This window comes from Providencia sp. PROV189, from assembly GCF_028480065.1.
Lineage (GTDB): Bacteria > Pseudomonadota > Gammaproteobacteria > Enterobacterales > Enterobacteriaceae > Providencia > Providencia stuartii.
The window spans coordinates 1-4,433 of the sequence record NZ_JAMPOG010000067.1 but is presented as its reverse complement, the minus strand read 5'-3'; the positions used below and the strand labels follow the sequence as shown (position 1 = coordinate 4,433).

The 4,433-nt window shown below is 40.7% G+C and carries 3 protein-coding genes, 5 tRNA genes and 1 rRNA gene; 1 reads left to right on the top strand and 8 read right to left on the bottom strand.

Annotated elements, in window-relative coordinates; genetic code table 11:
* Window positions 1–121: 121 nt before the first annotated feature.
* From PR833_RS20060 to PR833_RS20045, 4 genes are all read right to left on the bottom strand, one after another.
* Window positions 122–197, bottom strand: a tRNA-Thr gene (locus PR833_RS20060).
* Between the two features lie 6 nt (window positions 198–203).
* A tRNA-Gly gene (locus PR833_RS20055) sits at window positions 204–278 on the bottom strand.
* Between the two features lie 74 nt (window positions 279–352).
* Window positions 353–437: transfer RNA gene (locus PR833_RS20050), tRNA-Tyr, on the bottom strand.
* A 16-nt stretch (window positions 438–453) separates the two neighbouring features.
* Window positions 454–529: transfer RNA gene (locus PR833_RS20045), tRNA-Thr, on the bottom strand.
* A 438-nt stretch (window positions 530–967) separates the two neighbouring features.
* Here PR833_RS20045 and coaA point away from each other — a divergent pair.
* Window positions 968–1,918 carry a type I pantothenate kinase gene (gene coaA, locus PR833_RS20040; RefSeq protein ID WP_004924900.1) on the top strand — a complete coding sequence of 317 codons (951 nt, stop codon included), beginning with the start codon at window positions 968–970 and terminating at the stop codon, window positions 1,916–1,918.
* A 37-nt stretch (window positions 1,919–1,955) separates the two neighbouring features.
* Here coaA and birA read toward each other — a convergent pair whose 3' ends face one another.
* The 4 genes from birA to PR833_RS20020 form a co-directional block, all read right to left on the bottom strand.
* On the bottom strand, window positions 1,956–2,933 hold the full coding sequence (birA, locus tag PR833_RS20035) for a bifunctional biotin--[acetyl-CoA-carboxylase] ligase/biotin operon repressor BirA (protein ID WP_004923065.1): 978 nt from the start codon (window positions 2,931–2,933) through the stop codon (window positions 1,956–1,958).
* Window positions 2,930–3,964, bottom strand: coding sequence for a UDP-N-acetylmuramate dehydrogenase (murB, locus tag PR833_RS20030; RefSeq protein WP_014657268.1), 1,035 nt, complete (start codon window positions 3,962–3,964; stop codon window positions 2,930–2,932). Before murB ends, birA begins: the two co-directional genes overlap by 4 nt.
* A gap of 209 nt (window positions 3,965–4,173) precedes the next feature.
* Window positions 4,174–4,289 (bottom strand): 5S ribosomal RNA (gene rrf, locus PR833_RS20025).
* 29 nt (window positions 4,290–4,318) lie between these two features.
* A tRNA-Thr gene (locus PR833_RS20020) sits at window positions 4,319–4,394 on the bottom strand.
* Window positions 4,395–4,433: the final 39 nt, after the last annotated feature.

The following is a 4,433-nucleotide window of genomic DNA, read 5'->3' as shown; positions in this document are numbered from 1 at the left end:
TTAGATTGTCCCTCTAAGACACGGAATCGGTGGCTACACCACATCAACCAAGCAGTTAAAATTTATTTGCTTGCTTTTTACAGGAGACAAATCAGGGAGATAATTGAGAACATAAGGGAAGTGGTGCTGATAGGCAGATTCGAACTGCCGACCTCACCCTTACCAAGGGTGTGCTCTACCAACTGAGCTATATCAGCACATCTTGGAGCGGGCAGCGGGAATCGAACCCGCATCATCAGCTTGGAAGGCTGAGGTAATAGCCATTATACGATGCCCGCAATGAACTCGGCTACCTGAGTTATCAGCTGCTAAATGTAACCTGAATAAACTTTTTGAAAAGTTCTTCAGGAGATGGTGGTGGGAGAAGGATTCGAACCTTCGAAGTCTGTGACGGCAGATTTACAGTCTGCTCCCTTTGGCCGCTTGGGTATCCCACCTATCCAAATTGTTAATTGGTGCCGGCACCAAGAGTCGAACTCGGGACCTACTGATTACAAGTCAGTTGCTCTACCAACTGAGCTATGCCGGCATCAAGTGCTGCGCATTCTAGGAAGAGTGAGCGCGACTTGCAACAAAAAATTTTAATTTTTTGTTCGCTTGCTCACATTTTATGCACTTTTTGCGATTTTGCTGCTTTTTTCGCTATATTCAGCTTAAAACATCTACAGCAGAACACCACTATAATCCATTATTATTTAATCAGTAAAGAGCCCTTGCATCATTAAAAAGTGACTTAGGCCATTTTCTAGAGCAAAAAATGATGTTCTGTATCTTCGTTCCCTCTTTCTAACCGCTGCTTTTTTCAGCAACTCGTTCTATTTTTACAGCCTTCGTCAAAAAAAATTCACATAAAACATAAAAAGTTCTACGCCTACTATCTTTCACTCGCTATGATGCAACTTAATTTTACGGATACGGGTGTTTAGGCAACCTGTCCAACCTGCATAGAATAGGCAGATGTTGGTTTATGAAACAGACAGAGAATTTTATTACTACGCCATACTTAGAGTTTGATAGGGAACATTGGGCAACATTACGTGATTCAGTCCCTTTGACATTAACGTCTAGCGAATTGATAGAGTTGAAAGGTATTAATGAAGAACTCTCGATGGAAGATGTTATTGAAATCTACCTACCATTATCTCGTTTACTCAATTTTTATATTAGCTCCAATTTGCGCCGTCAGGCTGTATTAGAGCAGTTCTTAGGAACAAATGGAGCAAAGGTTCCCTATATTATTGGGATTGCAGGCAGTGTTGCTGTAGGCAAGAGCACAACGGCTCGTCTATTACAGGCCTTATTAACACGTTGGCCTGAGCATAGAAAAGTTGATTTAATCACGACAGATGGTTTTTTGTATCCTAATCAGGTACTCAAAGATCGAAATATCATGAAGAAAAAGGGTTTTCCTCAGTCTTACGATATGCGAAGACTCGTGAATTTCGTGTCGCAGATAAAATCAGGGGCGCGTAACGTTGTTGCACCGGTCTACTCACATCTGACTTATGATATTGTGCCTGACCAACAACAGGTTATTGATCAGCCTGATATCCTAATTCTAGAAGGCTTAAACGTGCTACAGAGTGATATGGACTATCCACATGACCCACATCATGTGTTTGTCTCAGACTTTGTTGATTTCTCTATCTACGTGGATGCAGACCCTGAATTATTAAAGCAGTGGTATATTGGTCGGTTCCTAAAGTTCCGCCAAGGGGCATTTTCCGATCCTGATTCCTACTTCCACAATTATTCTAAATTAAGCGAAGAAGAAGCCGTTAAAATTGCAGGCTCTATTTGGGATGAAATTAATGGTTTAAACCTAAAAGAAAATATTTTACCCACGAAAGAACGTGCAAGTTTAATAATGACCAAAGGCGAAAACCATTCTATCCAGAATGTTAGGCTTAGAAAATAAACACTATATGCCGGTATAGCTTACCGGCATCATTTTATTATTTTTCGTTAGATCTTAGTGATATTTCCCCACCGATATAAGGAATAATTTCACCATTATCCTGTTGTAATAAAAGAGCACCTTGTTGATTTATTCCTTTTTCCACACCGGTGATAATTTTATCACCAATCAACAACTTAACCTTCCTTCCCAAGAAGTTATCTAATTCAAACCAACGCTCCAAAAAGGGAACTAATCCTTCCTTCTCAAATAAAACTAATGCTTTTTTCAGTGCATTAATAATATCAGCAGACAATTTATTTCTTTCTATATTTTCTACTTCATCAATTAATGAGGCCCACTCCTGATTAATTGTACCCTCTTTATCTACATTCTTTTTTTCCATACCAATATTAATTCCAATACCAATAATGATATGTGCGGCATCACCTGTTTTTCCTGTTAATTCCACAAGTATACCTGCTAGTTTTTTATCATTAAGATAAAGATCATTAGGCCATTTTACTTTTACTTTACCCCTGCTTAGTTTATTTAAGGTTTCAGCAATTATGATCCCCACAACTAAACTTAGTCCGACTGCAGCTGCCGGCCCTTGATCAAGCTTCCAGTACATCGATAGATATAGATTACAACCAAATGGTGAAATCCATTGCCGCCCGCGTCGACCTCTCCCCGCACTTTGGTACTCCGCCAGACATGTATCGCCTGATTTTAAGCTCGAAATTCTTTCAAGCATATACTGATTTGTTGAATCAATGACAGGCTCCACAATCACATCACTGCCCTGAATATATTGCTTAATTAACTCACCATTGAGCAAATTAAGCGTATGGGGCAATTTATAGCCTTTACCTGCGATAGTTTGCACTTCAATGCCCCATGAACGCAGTGTTTTAATATGTTTATTAATCCCTGCTCGTGTCATCCCTAATGTATCGCCTAGCTGTTGGCCTGAGTGGATTTGAGCATCAGATAAGATCTCTATCAATTGTAGCGGTGTACTGGTTTCTTTCATAAAATGCAGTCCATAGGGTTAATTTCGCCATGTTTACCAATAAACCTCACTTCTGGCTCAAGCATGATACCAAAATGCTTATGCACGGTTTGGCTGACATATTTAGCTAAGTCAACAATATCACGCCCTGTCGCATGGCATTTATTAATGAGGACTAAAGCCTGCCGTGTATGTACAGCAGCGCCACCTAATTCATAGCCTTTCAACCCACATTGGTCTATCAACCAACCCGCAGCAACCTTTATTGAGCCATCTTCTTGGGCATACTGTGGGCAAGTTGGAAAACGTTGTTTTATTTGATGCGCTTTATCTGCTGTAATAATTGGATTTTTAAAGAAGCTTCCCACATTGCCCGTCACGGCGGGATCAGGTAATTTTGCTTTCCGTGTCTGGCATACGGCATCAAACACTTGCTGTGGAGTCACTGTTTCGGCATCTAAGAGTGCTAAATCCCCATAGGTGAGTTTAGGTAACCATTGTTTAGCAAACTTCAAACCAACCCCAATAATCACATGAGAATGCTGATAGTCATGCTTAAAGATACTATCACGGTAGCCAAAATGGCAGGCTTCAGCCTCTATCCTTTCTGTCTTACCAGTTTGGAGGTTCAGAGTATCGACATACTCACATAAATCCTTCAGCTCAACACCATAAGCACCTATGTTTTGAATTGGTGCAGAGCCTACACAGCCAGGTATCAAGGCTAAATTTTCAGCACCATAGATACCTTTACCCATTAAATATTCAATAAATTGATGCCAGTTCTCACCTGCCGCAGAATACACATGCCAATATTCTGGGGTCTCTGTGATAGTAATGCCTCTAATACGATTGAGAATTACCGCACCATCAAAGTCTTCAATAAATAACACATTACTTCCCCCTCCAAGGATCAAAACAGGTAACTGCTGTTTTTGCGCATTAAGCCATTGCTGATAAATCTCTTCTGCTGATCCAGCAATACAAACTGACTTTGCTTGTGCTTCAATACCGAGAGTATTAAACGGTTTTAATTCAAGGGATGGGTTCATTGCAGCCTTCAATAGATAACCAATAAAGATGAGCTAAGTCTATCAGGCTGACCCGCGAGAATCATTAAATAATGAGATGCCTCTCATGACATTAGGAGTATTAGGTTGAAATGGCAATGTGTCAGGAACAAGAAAAAAGAAGATACAGAATAATTTGAATGGGGCTAAATAGCAAAAAGCCACCCTAAGGTGGCTTTTCTATATTTAAAACCTAGCAGTTCCCTACTCTCACATGGGGAAGCCCCACACTACCATCGGCGCTACGGCGTTTCACTACTGAGTTCGGCATGGGGTCAGGTGGGACCACCGCGCTATTGCCGCTAGGTAAATTCTTTTTTAATACTGATAAATTCATGGTGCTGATACCCAGATTCGAACTGGGGACCTCACCCTTACCAAGGGTGTGCTCTACCAACTGAGCCATATCAGCAATATGGTGCGGTCAGTCAGTACTGACACAACCTTTAAA